The sequence below is a fragment of the Streptomyces sp. cg40 genome, from assembly GCF_050320165.1.
Taxonomy (GTDB): domain Bacteria; phylum Actinomycetota; class Actinomycetes; order Streptomycetales; family Streptomycetaceae; genus Streptomyces; species Streptomyces hokutonensis.
Window position 1 is genome coordinate 4,115,577 of the sequence record NZ_CP190128.1, and the last position, 16,433, is coordinate 4,132,009.

Below are 16,433 nucleotides of genomic sequence, written 5' to 3' on the forward strand. Positions count from 1 at the left end.
GGGCATCGCGGCGCGGCACCCCTAGGGGTGCCGAACCGTCGTACGGTGTGCGGGAGTTGCGGGGGCGCTAGCCCATCGGGCCGGTCAGCCCAGAACGGCCAGCGCGTCGATCTCGATGAGCAGGCCGGCGGGGAGGCCGACGTAGACCGTCGTGCGCGCGGCCGGGACCTCGACGAGGCCCTCGAAGTACTCGTTGTAGATCGCGTTCATCTCGGCGAAGTGGTCCACGTCCGTCAGATAGACGCGGATCATCATCACGTCCTCCCAGCTCGCGCCGCCCTCCTCCAGGATCGCCCGGACGTTGGCGAGGGTCTGGAGGGTCTGCTCGCGCAGGGTCGGGCCGGCCGGCGTCGGCGGCCTGCCCTCCTCGGCCGGGAGGAAGCCGACCTGCCCGGCGACCTGGAGGATGTTCCCCTTGCGGACGCCGTGCGAGAACTTCGCGGGCGGGGCGGTGTGGGTCTTGGGGGTGAGGGCGGTCTTCTCGGTCATGAGGTGGCTTCCTTGACGGGGGTTCTGCCGGAGTACTCCCCGCTGATGGCGTCCGCCGTACGACGGACCAGCGGGAGCAGGGTGAGGAGTTCGTCGGCGGTGACGACGACGTTGGGCGCGGAGACCGACATCGCGGCGACCACGCGTCCGTCGGCGCCCCGGATCGGCGCGGCGACGCAGTTGATGGACTCTTCGTGGCCGCCGAGGTCGGTGGCCCAGCCCTGTTCCCGCACCTTCTCCAACTCCCGCAGGAATGCGGGGGCGTTGGGGGTGGAGCGGGCGGTGTACATGGGGTAGTCGAGCTTGTCGGCGAGGACCCGCCGCTCGCCCTCCGGGAGGTCGGCCAGGAGCAGTTTCGCGACCCCCGCGACGGTGATCGCGACGGGCTTCCCGATCCGCGAGTACATGCGCACCGGGTACCGGCTCTCCACCTTGTCGATGTAGAGGACCTCGTTCTCCTCGTACACCGCGAGGTGGACGGTATGACCGCACTGTTCGTTGAGGCGGACGAGATGGGGGTGGGCGATCTCGCGGATGTCGAGGTTCTCCATCGCCTCCTGGGCGAGGGCGATGAGGCGGGCGCCGAGGCGGTAGCGCTGGTCGGACTGGCGGTAGACGAGGCCGTGCTCGTGCAGGGTGCGCAGCAGCCGCAGGGCCGTCGACTTGTGGACGTCGAGGCGCTCGGCGACCTGGCCGAGGTCGGCGGGGCCCTCGGCGAGCAGCGGCAGGATGCTGAGCGCGCGGTCGACGGTCTGACTCATGGCGTACGTACCTCCTCGTCGGCCCGGTCGGCGGCGTCGGTCCAGCCGGGGCCGAGTCGAAGTCTCCCCCACGCCCGCTCGTCCAGGGCGACCAGGCGGTCGGCGTGGTCGCGGAGCGGCGGCGCGGCGAGATCGCCGGGGACGGTGAGCGCGGCGGCGGCCGTGAGATGCCCGTGCCGCAGCCGGTCCCGTACGGGAAGCCCCCGCAGGGTCGCGGAGAGGAACCCGGCGGCGAAGGCGTCCCCGGCACCGACCGCGGCCACCACGTCGACGTGCGGCGCGGGCACGAAGGTGACGTGCTTCCTGTGGAAGACGGTGGCCCCTCGCCCGCCCTGCTTGACGACGAGCGTCTCGGGGTCGGGGAACGCGTCCCGTACGGCCTCGGCCCCGACCAGCCCCCAGACCTCGGCGGCCTCGTCCTCGCCGACGAAGACGAGGTCCGCGCCGCGCGCCAGCTCCAGCAGCACGCCCGGCCCGTCGGCCGAACGCCCCAGCGCGGGGCGGTGGTTGACGTCGAAGGAGATCAGCGGGCGGTGCGCGCGGAGCGCGGTCAGTTCCCGGACCAGGCCGAGGCAGCCGTCGGAGAGCATCGGGGTGATCCCTGACAGGTGCAGCACCCGCCCGGCCCGTACGGCGGCCAGGTCCACGTTCGCGACGGACATCGCGGAGGCGGCGGATCCGGCCCGGTAGTACGCCACCTCGTGCGCGTCGGTGGCCCGGTCCCCGGCGGTGCGGAAGTAGATGCCGGTGGGGCGCGCGGGATCGCGTTCCACGGCGGACACGTCCACGCCGTACCCGCCGATGGTCTCGACGAGATGGTCCCCGAAGCCGTCCGCCCCCACCCGGCTGACCCACCGGGCGCTGTGCCCGGCGGCGGCGAGCACGCAGACGACGTTCGACTCGGCGCCGCCGATGGCGCGGTCGAAGGACGGTACGTCGGCGAGGCGGCCGGGGCGGCCGGGCAGGAAGGTGACCATGGACTCGCCCAGCGCTACGACGTCGACGACGTCACGGGCGGCGGTGGACTGTCCGTCGGCGGTCACGATGGTGATGGCTCCTCGTCGGTGCACCGGTTTGCGGCGGCTCCGTTGACCCGGTGTTGGGCGAGATGTTAGACAGCGGTAAGCGATATACGCAATGAAGGTTGCAGAGATTGCAACACTCCAGCTCAGGGAGGCCTCATGGTCCGCGACACCGGTACCGAAGCGCTCGCCCGGCTCGCCGGGGAACGCGTCGACCACCGTTTCAAGGGCCTTCCCCCGGACGCGGACGGCCTGACGCTCGCCGAGCTGGCGGCCGAGCGCCGCAACCTCTTCACCGGCGGCTTCACCACCCCCGTCCTCGCCCTCTCCGCCGAGCGCCTGGAGCACAACCTCCGCCTCATGGAGACCTACGCGACCCGCCACGGCCTCGCCTTCGCCCCGCACGGCAAGACCTCCATGGCCCCCCAGCTCTTCCACCGCCAACTCGCGCACGGCGCCTGGGGCATCACCCTCGCGGTCCCCCACCAGGTGCGCGTGGCAAGGCAGTTCGGCATCGACCGCATCTTCCTCGCGAACGAACTGGTCGACCCGGCGGCCCTGAAGTGGATCTCGTCGGAGCTGGACGCCGACCCCGACTTCCGTTTCATCTGCTACGTCGACTCCGTGCGCGGGGTCGAGCTGATGGACGCGGCCCTGCGCGGCGCCGCCCGACCGCTGGACGTCGTCGTCGAACTGGCCGCCGGCGAGGGCGCCCGCACCGGCGCCCGCACGGAGGCGGAGTGCGCGGCCGTCGCGGACGCGGTGGCCGCCGTAGGGACACTGCGGCTGGTCGGGGTCGCCGGGTACGAGGGCGAGGTGCCTCAGGCGGACCCGGAACGGGTGCACGCGTGGCTGCGCCGACTCACCGCGCTGGCCGTGGAGTTCGACAAGTCCGGCCGCTTCTCCGAGACGGACGAGATCGTGGTCAGCGCGGGCGGCAGCGCCTGGTTCGACGCGGTCGCCGACGTCCTCGCCGAACTGCCCGAACTCTCGCTCCCCGCGCTGAAGTTGCTGCGCTCGGGCGCCTACGTCTCGCACGACGACGGGCACTACCGCAAGCTGACCCCCTTCACCCGCGTGCCCGAAGAGGGCGCGCTGGAGCCCGCGTTCAGGCTCTGGGCGCAGATCGTGTCCCGCCCCTCCCCCGAGCAGGCCTTCGCCAACGCGGGCAAGCGGGACGCGGCCTACGACCTCGACCTCCCCTTCGCCCAGGTCGTCCGCCGGGAGGGCGCCGAACGCCCGGCGACCGGCGTCGAGATCACCGGCCTGTCCGACCAGCACGCCTGGCTGCGGACGGCGCCCGAGGCGGACCTGGAGGTGGGCGACTGGATCGGGATGGGCCTGTCCCACCCCTGCACGTCCTTCGACAAGTGGCAGCTGATCCCGCTGGCGGAGGCGGACGGGACGGTCGTCGACTACATCCGTACGTTCTTCTAGAAGGCCCCGGGAGGCATCGCATGGAAGAGCTGGTCATCCGGGACGCGGACGTCGTCGACGGCAGCGGAGACCCGTCGTACCGCGCCGATGTGGTCGTGGACGGCGGCCGGATCGTCTCGATCGTGCGGGAGGCGGCGCAGGCGGGCTGTCAACGCCCCGAGGCACGGCGGGAGTTGGACGCCGAGGGGCTGGTCCTCTCCCCCGGCTTCATCGACATGCACGCCCACAGCGACCTCGCCCTGCTCCGCGACCCGGACCACAGCGCCAAGGCCGCGCAGGGGGTGACCCTCGAAGTCCTCGGCCAGGACGGGCTGTCGTACGCCCCCGTCGACGACCGGACCCTCGCGGAGGTGCGCCGGGCGATCGCCGGGTGGAACGGGTACGGCGACGACATCGACTTCGACTGGCGGTCGGTGGGCGAGTACCTGGACCGGCTGGATCAGGGCATCGCCGTCAACGCGGCCTACTTGATCCCGCAGGGCACGGTCCGGATGCTCGCCGTCGGCTGGGAGGACCGGGAGGCGACACCCCGGGAGCTGGACCGGATGCGGCAGTTGGTCGCCGAGGGCCTGGAGCAGGGCGCGGTCGGCATGTCGTCCGGGCTCACCTACACCCCCGGCATGTACGCCAAGGACGCCGAACTCACCGAACTCTGCCGGGTGGTGGCGTCATACGACGGCTACTACTGCCCGCACCACCGCTCGTACGGAGCGGGCGCGCTGGAGGCCTACGCGGAGATGGTGGAGCTGACGAGGGAGGCCGGCTGCTCGCTCCATCTCGCGCACGCCACCATGAACTTCGGCGTGAACGAGGGCCGGGCACCGGAGTTGCTGACCCTCCTGGACGAGGCCCTGGCGACCGGCGCGGACATCAGTCTCGACACCTACCCGTACACCCCCGGCTGCACGACGCTCGTGGCGATGCTGCCGAGTTGGGCGAGCGAGGGCGGCCCGGAGGCGATCCTGAAGCGGCTCGCGGACGACGACACGGCCGACCGTATCCGCCACCACCTGGAGGTGACCGGCTCGGACGGCTGCCACGGGGTGCCGATGGAGTGGGACACGATCGAGATCTCGGGGGTCGCGGATCCCGCGCTGGCGGAGTACGTCGGCCGCCGCCTGGACAGCTGGGCCACGGCCCGGCACCTGCTCCTCGCCGACCGTCTGGCCCCCTCGATCCTCCAGCACGTGGGCCACGAGGAGAACGTCCGGCAGATCATGCGGCACCGCGTCCACACGGGCGGCTCGGACGGCATCCTCCAGGGCGCCAAGCCGCATCCGCGGGCGTACGGCACGTTCCCGGAGTATCTGGGGCGGTACACAAGGGAGTTGGGCGTGCTGTCGCTGGAGGAGTGCGTGGCGCATCTGACGTCCCGCCCGGCGGCCCGCCTGCGCCTGCCGGACCGGGGTCTGGTCAAGGAGGGCTACCGCGCGGACCTGGTCCTGTTCAACCCGGCGACGGTGGCGGCGGGTTCGACCTTCGAGGAGCCGCGCACGCTGCCGACGGGCATCCCGCACGTCCTGATCGACGGCCGTTTCGTGATCGAGGACGGCCGGCGGACGGACGTACTGGCGGGCCGGTCGATCCGTCGCAGTCCCGTGCGACGGAACGCCAACCCCCGTATCTGACCTACGGCTTGGGCAGGGTGCAGGCGCTCGCGCTCAGGTTGAGCACGTTCGCCGAGGTGAAGCACGCCGGGATGTTGTAGGTCTCCTCGGCGTAGTTGATGCCCTCGCGGACCGTCACCGTGCCGTTCTCGTCGACCTCGCACGGGTTGTCGACGGTGCAGGTCTCGCCGTCCTCGTTGCCCGTGTTGTTGACGGCGACGACCTGGCCGGTGCTGGTGTCGATGACCGGGGAGCCGGAGGTGCCGCCGATCGTGTTGCAGGCGGAGGTGTAGCGGACCGAGTCCTTCCAGGTCCAGGAGCCCTCCTTCAGCCGGTACACGAACCCGTCGATGTTGCAGCTGTAGATCGTCTTCCAGTAGCCGGAGACGACCTTGATGGCGGTGCCCGCGGTCGGGTGCGTGGCGCTCACGGTGAGCGGGCTGATGCCGTACGCGCTCTTGATCGCCGCGTACGTGGTGGTGGTGCGGTAGATCGTCACGTCCGTGTCGGTCATCGTCGAGTAGACGACCTGGTTGGCGCGGAGCGTGGCGACCTTGGTGCCGGCCGAGTTCAGCAGCCCGAAGGTGCGGCTGGAGGACTGGCCGGTGATGACCTGGCCGGCCGCCGGGAAGCCGGTCTCCAGGCAGTGGCCGTTGGTCAGTACGAGGGCCGGGGAGGTGTCGGTCGAGTTCGGGAAGCGGATGACCGAGCCGGAGCAGTTGCTGAGCGAGACGGTGCCGGCGAAGTCGACGGTCACGGCCGCCGCCTTCGGTGCCGTCTGCGGTGCGGCGACGGCGGGTGCCACGCCCGCCCCGGCGATGGCCAGGCCCGAGAGTGCGGCAAGGAGAGGCTTGTTCATGTGGGGGTCCCCTCTTATGACGAGGCGACCGGAGATCTTCCGGCCGCCGCCTTTTGTCATGGGCATTGTGATTGTTGGGGAGAGAGGGGGCAAGGAGCGGTTTCAGGACGGGCCCTGGCGGATTTCCGCACATGCCTCGTCGACGAGACGGCGCAGCGTCGCGCCGTTGTCCGCGATGCGGGCGCCCAGTTCACGGCACTGTCGCTCACGGGCCGGGGTGATCCGGCCGGTGAAGAACACCGCGGGGCCGGTGAAGATCTCCCGCTCCCGCCAGCGCGCGAGGGCGTTCAGGCCGGCGTCGCCGTCGAGACCGCGCGCGAAGTCCGAGAGCAGCAGGTCGACCGGGGTCCGGGCGAGCATCCGTTCGGCGCTCGGCGCGTCCTCGGCCAGCAGGACCTGGGCGCCCAGCCGCTCCAACTCCCGTACGTGGGAGGTGTTGTTGCCCGGATGGTCGTCCACCCACAGCATCCGGATGCCCTGGTAGCGGTCGTCGGACCGGTCCCCGCCCGTGCGGTCCTCCTCGCGCCGCCCCTCCCCCGTCCTCCGTTCCCCGGTGGGCGGCCCGGCCCCGTCCGGCCGGATCGTGACGACCGGCGAGGCGCCGCCCCGCTGGAGCTGGGTCAGCAGCCTGTCCCCCTGCGGCAGCCGCAGCCACTCCTCGACGAGCCCGACGAAGCCCCGGTCCCGGGCCAATGACGGGTAGACGGTGGGCAGTTGCTCCTCCAGCCGGCCGAGGACGGCCTCCCACTCCTCGGGCCGCTCACGGTCGGGCGGCGCGAGCCGGTGCCCGGCCACGGCGGCCACCGTGGTGCGCCAGACCTCGGGACCGGCCGCGATCGACCGGCTGAGCACCCGCCGGGCCGTGTAGTACCCCAGGAACTCCTGGGCCGCGTTGGAGGAGAGGACGTCGCCGGACACGAGGATGCGGTGGAACTCCGGATACAGGTACTGGAGCAGCAGCGTGCGGATGACGGCCTCCGGCTCGAAGCCCGCCCACACCGGGTTGAGGGAGCACTCCAGGCCGAAGCCGTTGATGAGCCGCTTGATCCGCCGGGGGTTGCGTTCCGAGCGGTCGGCTATCAGGCTCACCAGGTCGTCGTCGAGCAGCTCGCGCACGCCCGAGCGGTCGGCGCAGTGGCGGACGTAGGCGCGGACGTCCTCACCGCCCGGTACCGGCAGGCGATAGCTGGTCTGGAAGATCTTCTCCATGAACGCGGAGCCCGCCGGGCCGAGGTCCCGCAGCAGTCCGGAGGGGCCGAGCACCGACCGGTCGCAGCCGATCACGAAGACGAGCCCCGGCAGGTCGAGGTAGGTCTTCACCGCCTCGCACACCGCGAGGACCGTGTCCTCGGCGCAGCGGTCGAGGTCGTCCACGAACACGACGAGCAGCCGGCCCGGCCGGTTCTCGGTCGTGCGGGCCCAGTCGGTGGCGAGCCTGTTCAGCTCGTCGCGCATGGTGGCGCGGGCCCTGGGGTCGACGGACAGCTCGCGCCACAGCCGGTCGACCAGCCCGGCCAGCCCGAACGGGGAGGCGACCACCGTAAGGGTGGCCAGCGCGGCCCTGACCAGCGGGCCGTGCTCCGACAGCCGGTGCAGGGTCCGGCGCAGCAGTCGCTTGTCGAACCTCATCAGCACGGTCTTGATGAGTCCTTCCAGCGCGTCGGCGCCGGTGGCGGACCACGCGTTGTACCAGACCGTTCCGACGTCGTCGCGCGCGTCCAGTTCCGCCCGGACCAGCCGCATCAGGCTGCTCTTGCCCATGCCCCAGCCCGCGTCCACGGCCAGGGTGAAGGGCGCCGCCCTCCGTGAGTCGTGGACCAGCGCGGCCAGTTGCCGGGCCGCTCTGCCGGTGCCGAGCAGATCGGCCTCCGGCGCGCTCACCGGCTCGTCGCTCAGCAGCGAGAACTCCATGCTCCGCCTCCCCCCTTCGGCGAGGTCAACGTACCGATTCCGGGCGCGCGCATCCGGCGAATCGCGCTCAGGGGCGGCATGGGGGCCTGTCTCATGTGGCGGAAAGCACGAGCCAAGTCTCGTTACCGGGCCGTAAGCTCACGGACATGCAGGTGATCCAGTCGACCAAGCTCTCCAACGTCTGTTACGAGATCCGGGGCCCGGTTCTCGAAGAGGCGATGCGTCTGGAGGCGGCCGGCCACCGCATCCTGAAGCTCAACACGGGCAACCCGGCGGCCTTCGGGTTCGAGTGCCCGCCCGAGATCCTGGAGGACATCCTCCGGAACGTGTCGTCGGCGCACGGGTACGGCGACGCGAAGGGCCTGCTGGCCGCCCGCCGCGCGGTCGTCATGCACAACCAGACCCTCGGCATCGAGACGGACGTCGAGCACGTCTTCATCGGCAACGGCGTATCCGAGCTGATCGTCATGGCGATGCAGGGCCTGCTCGACGACGGCGACGAGGTCCTCGTCCCGTCCCCGGACTACCCCCTCTGGACCGCCGCCGTCTCGCTCTCCGGCGGCACCGCCGTCCACTACCGCTGCGACGAGCAGTCCGACTGGATGCCCGACCTCGCCGACGTGGAGCGGAAGATCACCGACCGCACCAAGGCGCTCGTCATCATCAACCCGAACAACCCGACCGGCGCCGTCTACGACGAGGCGATGCTGCGCGGCCTGACCGACATCGCCCGCCGCCACAACCTCCTCGTCTGCTCCGACGAGATCTACGACAAGATCCTCTACGACGGCGCCACGCACACCCCGACCGCGAAGATCGCCCCGGATCTGCTGACGCTCACCTTCAACGGGATGTCGAAGGCGTACCGGGTGGCCGGTTACCGCGTCGGGTGGGTGTCGATCTCCGGGCCCCGCACGCACGCCGAGTCGTACATCGAGGGTCTGACGATCCTGGCCAACATGCGGCTGTGCGCCAACATGCCCGGCCAGCACGGGGTGGTCGCCGCGCTCAGCGGGCGGCAGACCATCAACGACCTGGTGCTTCCGGGCGGGCGGCTCAAGGAGCAGCGGGATGTCGCCTACGACCTGCTGACCCAGATCCCGGGTGTGACCTGCGTGAAGCCGAAGGGCGCGCTGTATCTGTTCCCGCGGCTGGATCCGCAGGTCTTCAAGGTCAAGGACGACCGGCAGATGGTCCTCGACCTGCTGCGCCGCGAGAAGATCATGGTCGTCCACGGCACCGGGTTCAACTGGTCCGAGCCCGACCACTTCCGGGTCGTGACGCTGCCGACGGTCGGGGATCTGCGGGACGCGGTGACCCGGATCGGGAACTTCCTGGACGGGTACAGCCAGCCGTAAACCTTGCGGGCCTGATTCTTTCGGCCAATTTTTCGGCCAACACAACTTTAGACGCAATCTAAGCTAGGATGGTTTCCTGTCTGAGCACAGGAGACCATGCCATGTACGAACCGATCCGCACGAAGTCGGTCCACAGCACGGTGGCCCGCACTCCGTCCGACTTTCCTCACCGGTCGCGTGAGGAGGAGCTGGACATTCAGCTGGCGGGGCATCTCGCCGCGCTGCTTGCGGTGACCGACGAGCTGCGGGCGCTCGAGCCTTCGGCGGAGCTGGACGTCGCCGCCGAGCGGCTTGCGGGGCAGTTGACGCGGCTGCGCGGCGGAATCGCGCCCAGCCGCATGTCCGCGTCCGCTCCTACGACCCGTCTGGACGCGCTGCATCAGCGGGCGCACGCGCTTGCCGGGCGGGCGCTGGTTGTCGCCGCGTCCAGGGCGGATACGGCCGCGGCGATTCTGTCCGCCGAGCGGATGGACGCGCATGCGGGCACCGCAGTGGCCTGAGCGACCACGCCCCTGAAAGACAGCGTGTTGATCCGGGACCCGTCCGACACCTTCCGTTCATCCCATTCCTCGGGGAATGTTGGGTTCCGCGAGCACGCTGCCCCTCGTGAGACGTATCGCAGGAATCGTCCTCGCGGTGTTGCTGATCGGCGGAGTGGTGGCAGCCGTCGTAGCGGGCCGGGACAACGGGGACAAGGGCACGGCAACGAAGACCGTGCGTGGAGTGATCGGTTCGGAGAAGGCGGACTTCTTCGCCGATCCCGACGTGGTGAAGGCCCTCGCCGCCAAGGGCTTCACCGTGAAGACGGAGACCTCCGGGTCCTGGGCCATGGAGGGGCGCGACCTCAAGGGGTACGACTTCGCCTTCCCCTCCAGCCAGGCACCGGCCGACGCGCTCGCCGCCAAGTACAAGGTGCAGCAGCCCCTGCCGCGGCCCTTCTACTCGCCGCTCGTCGTCGTGGCCCATCGCAGCGCCGCCCAGGTCCTCGCGGACAACGGGCTCGCCACGCTGGAGCGGAGCCAGGACCGCGGCACCCTGAAGATGGCCGCCTATCTGGACGCGGCCAAGGCCGACCGGACCTGGCAGCAGCTCAAGGGGGCCGACAAACACGGGGAGTTGACCGGCACCCTCTACATCGCCACCACCGACCCTGAGACCTCCAACTCCGGTGCTCTCTATCTCGCCGCGGCCTCCTACGTCGCGGACGGCGGGCGGGTGGCGGCGAGTAGCGCCGATGTCGGTCGTACCGCGCCGCTGATGCGCAAGCTGATCAGCGTGCAGGGAGCCCAACAGTCCAGCTCCGACGGGCCGTTCAGGGACTTCATCAGTGGCGCCGGCAATCCGCTGGTCCTGGTGTACGAGTCGCAGGTGGCCTCGCTGCTCCTGGAGAAGCAGCCGGTCGGCGATCTCGTCGTCCTCTACCCGGACACCACGGCCAACAGCGACCACACCGTCGTGCCGCTCACTCCGGAGGGCCGGGCGCTGGGTGAACTCCTCAGCTCCGACCCGACGTTGCGGAAGCTCGCCGTACGGCACGGGTTCCGGCCGCAGGGCGACACCGCCGAGTTCGTCGCGGCGACCGCCGCCCACTCCAGCTATCTCAACCAGACGCTGACCGGTGTCCGGCAGGCGCCCGTGCCCACCTCCACGGTGCTGCACGACATGGCGCGCCGGGCGCGCGGTTGACCGGGGGGACCACATGAGCAGCAGCTTCAACACCAGCCAGAACAGCAGTGAGAACACGCTCAGCGGCGACGACGTCTTCACGCTGACTCCGCCGGAGGCCGTGAAGCCCGTGCCGAGAGAGAAGGCCGGCGGGCTCGTGCCCGTCGACGACTCCGTCCGTACGGACATGGAGCGCAAGGCCAGTGCCTATGTGGAGGGGCTGGCCGCACTGGACGCCCGCTCGCCCGAGTTCGCGGGCAAGGTCGGCGAGATCACCGCGCTCGGCGCCGGGGAGATGCGCAGCGCCACCGCGCAGTCCAACCGGATGCTGGAGCGGACGGTGCGCAGTCTGCCCTCCAAGGGCGGTGACGCCCAGTCGCAGGTGGCGGGCTCGCTCGTCGAACTCCGGCGCGTGGTCGAGGACTTGGACCCGCGCGACCTGCCGGCGTCGAAGGGGCGGAAGTTCCTGTCCCGGCTGCCCGGCGGCAACAAGCTGCGCGACCATGTCGCCAAGTACGCCTCCGCGCAGGGCACGTTGAACAAGATCGTGGGCTCGCTGCGCGGCGGGCAGGACGAACTCCGGCGCGACAACGCGGCGTTGCAGACCGAGCGGGTCCGCCTCTGGGAGACCATGGGCAAGCTCCAGGAGTACGTGGTCCTCACCCAGGCCCTCGACTCGGCCGTCGAGCAGCACATCGCCGGCGTCGAGGCCACCGACCCGGGCCAGGCCGACACCCTGCGCGCGGACGTCCTCTTCCCGGTCCGGCAGAAGCACCAGGACCTGCTGACCCAGCTCGCGGTGTGCGCGCAGGGCTACTTGGCGATGGACGTCGTACGGCGCAACAACGACGAGCTGATCAAGGGCGTGGACCGGGCGGCGACCACGACCGTCTCGGCGCTGCGGATCTCGGTCATGCTCGCCTCCGCGCTGGAGAACCAGCGCAAGGTCGTCGACCAGGTCAACGCCCTGCGCGGCACGACCGAGGACCTCATCCGGGGCAACGCCGAGATGCTCGCCACGCAGAGCGGCGAGATCCAGCGCATCGCGGCCGACCCGGCGGTGGGCGCGGAGACGCTGCGCACCGCCTTCCAGCAGATCTACCGCACGCTCGACGCGATCGACACCTACAAGGTGCAGGCGACCGAGGTGATGGCGGCGACCGTGGAGTCCCTGACGTCCGAACTCCAGAACGCCAGCAGCTACTTGGAGCGCAGCCGCTCGCAGAGCGCGCTGGAAGGGGGTCTCGGATGAGACGCCTCCTCGCGCTCGCACTCGGCACGGCCGCCCTGCTCACCGCGTGCACGTCGACGCAGGACACGAAGACCGGGACCGACAACGCACCCCGGCCCGGCACCCTCCGCGTCCTCGCCTCCAGCGAACTCAGCGACATGACCCCGGTGTTCGACCAGGTCCGCAAGGACACCGGCATCACGATCCGCCCCACCTACATGGGCACCCTCGACGCGGTGGACCTGCTGGCGAAGGGCAAGGTCGACGGGCAGTACGACGCGCTGTGGCTGTCGTCGAACGACTATCTGCGGCTGCGGCCCGACGCGGCGAAGAAGGTCGTGTCCGAGACGTCGATCATGTCGAGCCCGGTCGCGATCGGCGTGAAGACGGCCACCGTCACGGCACTGGGCTGGCAGCCGGACAAGGTCACCTGGTCCGAGATCGAACAGGCCGTCCAGGACGGCAAGTTGACCTACGGCATGACGGACCCGGCCCGCTCCAACTCCGGTTTCTCCACCCTCGTCTCGGTGGCCTCCGCGCTCTCCGGCGCGCAGTCGGCGCTCACCGACGCGGACGTCACCAAGGCGACTCCCCGGCTGAAGGAGTTCTTCAAGGGGCAGAAGCTGACGTCGGGTTCGTCGGGCTGGCTCGCGGAGGCGTACCAACGCCGGGGGAACGTCGACGCGTTGCTCAACTACGAGTCCGTCCTCAAAGGCATCCCGGGTCTGACCGTAATCCGCCCGAGTGACGGGGTCGTCACCGCCGACTACCCGCTGACCTCGCTCGCCTCGACGGACGCGACGACCCGCGACAACGTCCGCCGGGTGACGACCGACCTGCGCACGGACGCGCTCCAGAAGCTGATCACCACCCGCACGCACCGCCGCCCGGTCGTCACCTCCGTACCGCCCGCGTCCGGCCTGGACACCGGCCGACGGCGTGAACTCCCCTTCCCCGGCAGCCGGTCCGTCGCCGACGGGCTCCTCGACTCGTACGAGAACAAGCTGCGCCGGCCCTCGCGGACCGTGTACGTCCTGGACACCTCGGGGTCGATGGCGGGCGACCGGCTGTCCCGGCTGAAGAAGGCCCTCACCGCTCTGACCGGCGACTTCCGGCAGCGCGAGGAGGTCACGCTGATGCCGTTCGGGTCGGGCGTGAAGAGCGTGAAGACGCATGTGGTGAGCCCGGGTGATCCGCAGGCCGGGCTGAACGCGATCCGCGAGGACACCAAGGCGCTCAGCGCCGACGGGAACACCGCGATCTACACCTCGCTGGAGAAGGCGTACGAGCATCTCGGCACCGGCGGCGACACGTTCACGTCGATCGTGCTGATGACGGACGGCGAGAACACGACCGGAGCGAAGGCCAAGGAGTTCGACGGCTTCTACGGCCAACTGCCCACCGCCCAGCGGGAGATCCCCGTCTTTCCCATCCTCTTCGGCGACTCGGACAAGGCGGAGCTCCAGCACATCGCCGACCTGACCGGCGGCCGTCTCTTCGACGCCCAGAAGGGCTCGCTGGACGGCGCCTTCGAGGAGATCCGTGGCTACCAGTAAGTTCCTCGGCTACTTGGAGTCCCGCAAGAACCTCACCGGCAGCGCCTGCGGGCTCGTCGGGCTGGCGCTGACGTTCGTGGGGGTGGCGGGGCCGTACTGGCCGGTCGTGGTCGTCGGGCTGTACGGCGCGGGTGCGCTGATCGCGCCGCCGGAACGGCCGCCGCTGCCCGACTTCCCGGATCCGTCGGCCCAACTGGCGGAACTGCGCGACGACTTCGAGAAGCTGGGCGGCTATCTCACCGCGATCGAGCTGCCGCCGGCCGCCGACGGCCGGCTCACCGAGCTGAACCAACTCCTCGCCGGGCTGCTCGATCCGCAGGTCACCCAGGATCTCGCGCAGGATCCGGAGGGCGTGCACATCCTGTCGCGGGCGATCCGGCAGGACGTACCGGAGGCGGTCGACACGTTCGTACGGACGCGGTGGTGGACGCGGCTGGCTCCCGGCACCGAGCCGCCGGAACGCCATCTGGAACGGCAGTTGACGGTGCTTCAGGAAGAGGCGCAGCAGCTGGCGGCGAACCTGCGTGAGGCGGAGGCGCGGCGGCAGGAGTCGCACACGCGGTATCTGGAGGACCGGGGGCGTTCTCAGAGCAGTTGAAGGATCGCGATCAGCGCGACCACCAGGACGAGTACGGCCGCCACCTTCAGCGGCCCGAACCGGTGGCTCTCCGGCGCGGCCACCGGCGGCACCGGGACCGGCACCGGCTGTCGTACCGGCGGGTTGAACACGTCGTGTCCGGTCACCGCGGCGCGGGTGCACCACGGGCAGGTCGGGAGGTGGGAGCCATAGGTGTGCAGGGGGCGGGTCGGGCAGGCCTGGACGCGGGAGCGTTCCTGGTCGAGGGCGCGCAGCCAGACCTCCGGGGTGGGGCGGGCGGCGGGGGCGTGGACTCCCGGGCCGAACGCCGTGTGGGCCAGGGTGAGGAGGCCGGGCGGGAGGACCGAGGGGTCCACGGTGCCGCGCGGGATGACGACCGCCTCGGGGCGGACGACGTAGGAGACGCTCGCGGCGATGTTGTCCTTGACCGTCGACTCGGAGGTGCTGTCGTGCGGGACGCCGCCGAAGGGGTGGTTGCCGGCCGTGAGGAGCTGGTAGATGAGCACCGCCAGCGCGAAGTTGTCGCTCTCCGGGGTGGCCGCCGCGCCCGACTGGCGTTCCGGGGAGGAGTAGTCGGTGGTGTGCATCAGGCACGGGAAGTGCTCGGCGGTGACCGGGTCGGTGAAGGCGATGGAGTCGCAGTCGAGGAACGTGACGAAGCCGTTGGCGTCGACGACGACGTTGCTCGACGAGAAGTCGCCGATGACGAGGCCGTCGTAGTGCATGCGGGCCGTCATGAAGGCGAGGTTCCAGGAGACGCCGAGCAGGAAGCGCCAGTCCGCGCGGTCGGGGAAGAGGCGCAGGCGCTGGGCGCGGGTGAACAGGCCCACCAGCTGCACGTGTTGGGGTTCGCCGAAGCGGCGCATGGCGTAGCCGAGGAAGGTGTCGTCGGGGCCTCGGGCGATGGCGGTGGGCCAGGCGAGTTCGGGGGGCTGGTTGGCATCGGTGGGGCGCGCGGCCAGTGGTGACATGGTGAGCATGCGGGCGAGGCGGCGCTCCAGGTCCGGTCCCGGGCGGTCGCGGTAGAGCTTGACGACGATCGTGTCGTCGCCCTCGACGGGGAAGACGGCCGCCTGGCCGCCGCCCTTGAGCGGGAGTTCGGCGAGGGTCACGGGCTTGCCGTCCAGGTGGACGGTGCGGCCGGTCACGGGGTCACCGCGCGCACGGCCCGCAGCAGGGTCTTGTCGTCGCCGTTGAGACTGGTCAGCCGGTCGGAGCGGAGCAGCGCGGCGATGTTCTCGCTCGCGCTGTCGGTCACCGGCCCCGGGGTGTCCAGGGAGCGCAACACGGCTTCCACGAAAGAGGAGTTGGGCTGCGGCGGGCCGCCGCCCGGGGTAGAGAGCGCGGCCTGCGCGAGGCCGTCGGTGGACAGCAGCACCCCGTCGACGCGCGGGTCCGCCACACAGTCGGTGTGCAGCCGGCGGGGCGCGTCGGGCGAGGTGAGGAAGACGGTCTCATTGCTGTACTCGCTGACGGCGGGCGGCTGCGGGAGAAGGTGGAACTGCCGTTGCCCGTCCTCGGTTCCGGCGCGTACGACGACGAAGCCGTCGCCGACGCTGAGATGGCCGAGCCAGCCGGGGGTGAGCACGACGACGGTGAGGGTGGTGGCGTAGTCGGGGGCGGCGGCGCCGTAGGTGTCCAGGAAGATCTTCGCGACGTCGTGGAAGGCGTCGGCGAGCAGGTCGTGGACCTCGGTGCCGGGCGGGCAGCCGGACGCTGCGGCGGCCCGGCGCCGGAAGTGCTCGGCCGCCAACTCGACGGCGTGCAGGGCCCCTTGGTCGGAGTGCGGGCGGCTGCCCGCGCCGTCCGCGACGGCCAGCACGGTCACCTGCGCGGATGCCACATAGGTGCAGGCGTCCTGGCAGGGGGTGCCGGTGCGGCGGTGGCGGTAGCCCTCGACGCTGAGGCCGTGGATGCGCCAGGGCGACGCGGCCACCGC

General features: G+C 70.8%; 15 protein-coding genes. 8 read left to right on the forward strand and 7 right to left on the reverse strand.

The window, feature by feature from the left end:
• Positions 1-84 precede the first annotated feature (84 nt).
• The 3 genes from ACQHII_RS18035 to ACQHII_RS18045 are packed head-to-tail and all read right to left on the reverse strand — an operon-like array spanning position 85 to position 2,293.
• Positions 85-489: a RidA family protein gene (locus tag ACQHII_RS18035; RefSeq protein ID WP_200712523.1), complete on the reverse strand. Its 405-nt coding sequence runs from the start codon at positions 487-489 to the stop codon at positions 85-87.
• Positions 486-1,250 (reverse strand): IclR family transcriptional regulator, encoded by a 765-nt coding sequence (locus tag ACQHII_RS18040; protein ID WP_427920264.1) that lies wholly within the window; start codon positions 1,248-1,250, stop codon positions 486-488. Before ACQHII_RS18040 ends, ACQHII_RS18035 begins: the two co-directional genes overlap by 4 nt.
• A complete protein-coding gene (locus ACQHII_RS18045; RefSeq protein ID WP_427920265.1) occupies positions 1,247-2,293 on the reverse strand; it encodes a sugar kinase in 1,047 nt (348 codons plus the stop codon). The genes ACQHII_RS18040 and ACQHII_RS18045 overlap by 4 nt, the downstream gene beginning before the upstream one ends.
• 138 nt (positions 2,294-2,431) lie before the next feature.
• On the opposite strand from ACQHII_RS18045, the gene ACQHII_RS18050 reads away from it, so the two are divergent.
• Both ACQHII_RS18050 and ACQHII_RS18055 read left to right on the forward strand, forming a co-directional pair.
• On the forward strand, positions 2,432-3,709 hold the full coding sequence (locus tag ACQHII_RS18050) for an amino acid deaminase (protein ID WP_427920266.1): 1,278 nt from the start codon (positions 2,432-2,434) through the stop codon (positions 3,707-3,709).
• Between the two features lie 20 nt (positions 3,710-3,729).
• Complete coding sequence (locus ACQHII_RS18055) at positions 3,730-5,337, forward strand: N-acyl-D-amino-acid deacylase family protein (RefSeq protein WP_427920267.1); 1,608 nt, start codon at positions 3,730-3,732, stop codon at positions 5,335-5,337.
• Between the two features lies 1 nt (position 5,338).
• Here ACQHII_RS18055 and ACQHII_RS18060 read toward each other — a convergent pair whose 3' ends face one another.
• Together ACQHII_RS18060 and ACQHII_RS18065 are read right to left on the reverse strand one after the other, a co-directional pair.
• On the reverse strand, positions 5,339-6,175 hold the full coding sequence (locus ACQHII_RS18060) for a trypsin-like serine peptidase (protein WP_427920268.1): 837 nt from the start codon (positions 6,173-6,175) through the stop codon (positions 5,339-5,341).
• Positions 6,176-6,277: 102 nt separating this feature from the next.
• Entirely contained in the window at positions 6,278-8,086 is a 1,809-nt protein-coding gene (locus tag ACQHII_RS18065) for a P-loop NTPase fold protein (protein WP_427920269.1), read from the reverse strand.
• Positions 8,087-8,232: 146 nt separating this feature from the next.
• Between ACQHII_RS18065 and ACQHII_RS18070 the strand changes: the two genes are divergently transcribed.
• The 6 genes from ACQHII_RS18070 to ACQHII_RS18095 all read left to right on the forward strand — a co-directional run bounded on the left by ACQHII_RS18070 (position 8,233) and on the right by ACQHII_RS18095 (position 14,494).
• Complete coding sequence (locus ACQHII_RS18070; protein ID WP_427920270.1) at positions 8,233-9,444, forward strand: pyridoxal phosphate-dependent aminotransferase; 1,212 nt, start codon at positions 8,233-8,235, stop codon at positions 9,442-9,444.
• 101 nt (positions 9,445-9,545) lie between these two features.
• Positions 9,546-9,944, forward strand: coding sequence for a hypothetical protein (locus tag ACQHII_RS18075; RefSeq protein WP_427920271.1), 399 nt, complete (start codon positions 9,546-9,548; stop codon positions 9,942-9,944).
• A 106-nt stretch (positions 9,945-10,050) separates the two neighbouring features.
• A complete protein-coding gene (locus ACQHII_RS18080; protein ID WP_427920272.1) occupies positions 10,051-11,130 on the forward strand; it encodes a substrate-binding domain-containing protein in 1,080 nt (359 codons plus the stop codon).
• A gap of 13 nt (positions 11,131-11,143) precedes the next feature.
• On the forward strand, positions 11,144-12,361 hold the full coding sequence (locus ACQHII_RS18085; protein ID WP_427920273.1) for a toxic anion resistance protein: 1,218 nt from the start codon (positions 11,144-11,146) through the stop codon (positions 12,359-12,361).
• Positions 12,358-13,896 (forward strand): substrate-binding domain-containing protein, encoded by a 1,539-nt coding sequence (locus tag ACQHII_RS18090; protein WP_427920274.1) that lies wholly within the window; start codon positions 12,358-12,360, stop codon positions 13,894-13,896. Before ACQHII_RS18085 ends, ACQHII_RS18090 begins: the two co-directional genes overlap by 4 nt.
• Positions 13,883-14,494 carry a hypothetical protein gene (locus ACQHII_RS18095; RefSeq protein WP_427920275.1) on the forward strand — a complete coding sequence of 204 codons (612 nt, stop codon included), beginning with the start codon at positions 13,883-13,885 and terminating at the stop codon, positions 14,492-14,494. The genes ACQHII_RS18090 and ACQHII_RS18095 overlap by 14 nt, the downstream gene beginning before the upstream one ends.
• On the opposite strand, the gene ACQHII_RS18100 is transcribed toward ACQHII_RS18095, so the two are convergent.
• Together ACQHII_RS18100 and ACQHII_RS18105 are read right to left on the reverse strand one after the other, a co-directional pair.
• Positions 14,482-15,642: a hypothetical protein gene (locus ACQHII_RS18100; RefSeq protein ID WP_427920276.1), complete on the reverse strand. Its 1,161-nt coding sequence runs from the start codon at positions 15,640-15,642 to the stop codon at positions 14,482-14,484. The genes ACQHII_RS18095 and ACQHII_RS18100 overlap by 13 nt on opposite strands.
• A complete protein-coding gene (locus ACQHII_RS18105; protein WP_427920277.1) occupies positions 15,639-16,430 on the reverse strand; it encodes a PP2C family serine/threonine-protein phosphatase in 792 nt (263 codons plus the stop codon). The genes ACQHII_RS18100 and ACQHII_RS18105 overlap by 4 nt, the downstream gene beginning before the upstream one ends.
• Positions 16,431-16,433 lie beyond the last annotated feature (3 nt).

Bases quoted from the DNA above. Each gene is read 5' to 3' on its own strand.
- ACQHII_RS18035 (WP_200712523.1), bottom strand. From the start codon at position 489: ATGACCGAGAAGACCGCCCTCACCCCCAAGACCCACACCGCCCCGCCC.
- ACQHII_RS18040 (WP_427920264.1), bottom strand. From the start codon at position 1,250: ATGAGTCAGACCGTCGACCGCGCGCTCAGCATCCTGCCGCTGCTCGCC.
- ACQHII_RS18050 (WP_427920266.1), top strand. From the start codon at position 2,432: ATGGTCCGCGACACCGGTACCGAAGCGCTCGCCCGGCTCGCCGGGGAA.
- ACQHII_RS18055 (WP_427920267.1), top strand. From the start codon at position 3,730: ATGGAAGAGCTGGTCATCCGGGACGCGGACGTCGTCGACGGCAGCGGA.
- ACQHII_RS18060 (WP_427920268.1), bottom strand. From the start codon at position 6,175: ATGAACAAGCCTCTCCTTGCCGCACTCTCGGGCCTGGCCATCGCCGGG.
- ACQHII_RS18065 (WP_427920269.1), bottom strand. From the start codon at position 8,086: ATGGAGTTCTCGCTGCTGAGCGACGAGCCGGTGAGCGCGCCGGAGGCC.
- ACQHII_RS18070 (WP_427920270.1), top strand. From the start codon at position 8,233: ATGCAGGTGATCCAGTCGACCAAGCTCTCCAACGTCTGTTACGAGATC.
- ACQHII_RS18075 (WP_427920271.1), top strand. From the start codon at position 9,546: ATGTACGAACCGATCCGCACGAAGTCGGTCCACAGCACGGTGGCCCGC.
- ACQHII_RS18085 (WP_427920273.1), top strand. From the start codon at position 11,144: ATGAGCAGCAGCTTCAACACCAGCCAGAACAGCAGTGAGAACACGCTC.
- ACQHII_RS18090 (WP_427920274.1), top strand. From the start codon at position 12,358: ATGAGACGCCTCCTCGCGCTCGCACTCGGCACGGCCGCCCTGCTCACC.